The following is a 1,429-nucleotide window of genomic DNA, read 5'->3' as shown; positions in this document are numbered from 1 at the left end:
TGGCAGGCGCACCGCCGGGGCACTGCAACAAACGTCCCTGACCTTCAGGGAGTAAATCCACCACTGCATCGCCCAGCACCCATACTCTTGCCGTCATGATAGTCTCCTAATAAACCGCAAGCTAAACATTAATTAAAACGGTTTAGCTATGCAATAGACAGACAGAACAACGCGACAAAGGATGAGCTGAAAATTGTGATTTAGATCACAATATACAGAAGGGAGCATTCATGAATTATTATAATAATGAGAGGTAGAACATAATAACGTTTTAATACAACGCCGTGATTATCTAAATTATTTTCACTTCTGCCGTGTTCAAAAAGTGTTACGTTTGTTACCGATAAATGACGCTTTTGCACCATTTTCTCGCTTCGCGATAATAGCAGGATTGATGCAATTCAAATTATTTCCTATCTGACAGATTTTAAATAAAAAATGGCATCCACACCTGGGTTATCGAAACACATTGGCGGCAAAGTAAAACAGCAATAATGCCCCCGTCCCAGCAAAAGAGAAGGTATACATAATAGGCAACAACCCTTATCATGAATAACCTTTTCGCCAGGCTTTTTGTCCCTATTTATGTCTTCTAGCGTATTTCACCATGTCGGATTACGCCGTTTAATCCTTCTATTGGCGGTAATGAGTGCCCTGATCACGCTCGCGAATAGCTTTTACGCCACCTACCGCGTGCAGCGCGATCTGTTGATTACCAATACGCTGGAATCAAACCGGGTTTACGCCAGCAAGCTGGCCGCCGAAACGCAGATCTTTTTTGAGAATGCGCAACAGCAGTTGGCCTACAGCGCCACGATCCTGGCAGAAGACTTTAGCGACACGGTCAATCTGGTGCAAGAATCCGATCGGCTACGTTTGCAAACCCACAGTTTTAATTCGGTGCTGGTGGCGGATGCCAAAGGCGTGGTGCGCGCCACCTCGCCGGATACCTTCCAGCTTATCGGACAAAAGCTGACGACCGAAGGCGCACTGGCGGCGCTGAAAGAGCGCGTGCCGCTGATCAGCCAACCCTATATCTCTGCGGCGGAAAATCTGATTGTCTTGATATCCAGCCCAATTTTCGATCGGTCCGGGCGCTATCTGGGGTTTGTTGGTGGTTCTATCTATCTGAAAAAAACCAGCATCCTGAATACCCTGCTCGGGCAACACTACTACCGTGACGGCTCCTATATTTACGTCACCGACAGCCAGCGGCGCATGCTCTATCACAGAGACAACGTGCGTATAGGGCAAACGGAAACCAACAATTTGGTGGTCCCCCATCAAGGCCCGACCAACGGCAGCCAGCAGATGGTGAACTACGTCGGTGAAAAGATGCTGGCAGGTTTTGCTATCGTTCCGGCCACCGGCTGGGAAGTTGTCGCGCTGCGGCCAACGTTAGAGACGCTGAAGCCACTCGATGGCCTGA

Annotated in this window: 1 protein-coding gene and 1 pseudogene; one reads left to right on the top strand and one right to left on the bottom strand. The window is 48.6% G+C overall.

Annotated elements, in window-relative coordinates; translation table 11 throughout:
* A pseudogene (locus J5224_RS27675) lies at window positions 1-97 on the bottom strand (aminoimidazole riboside kinase); the annotation flags it as partial.
* Between the two features lie 488 nt (window positions 98-585).
* On the opposite strand from J5224_RS27675, the gene J5224_RS27670 reads away from it, so the two are divergent.
* The coding region (locus J5224_RS27670) for a cache domain-containing protein (RefSeq protein ID WP_264628339.1) at window positions 586-1,429 on the top strand (844 nt) is incomplete at its 3' end.

The organism is Candidatus Symbiopectobacterium sp. NZEC135 (assembly GCF_025962695.1).
This window is presented reverse-complemented; position numbering and strand designations above follow the sequence as displayed.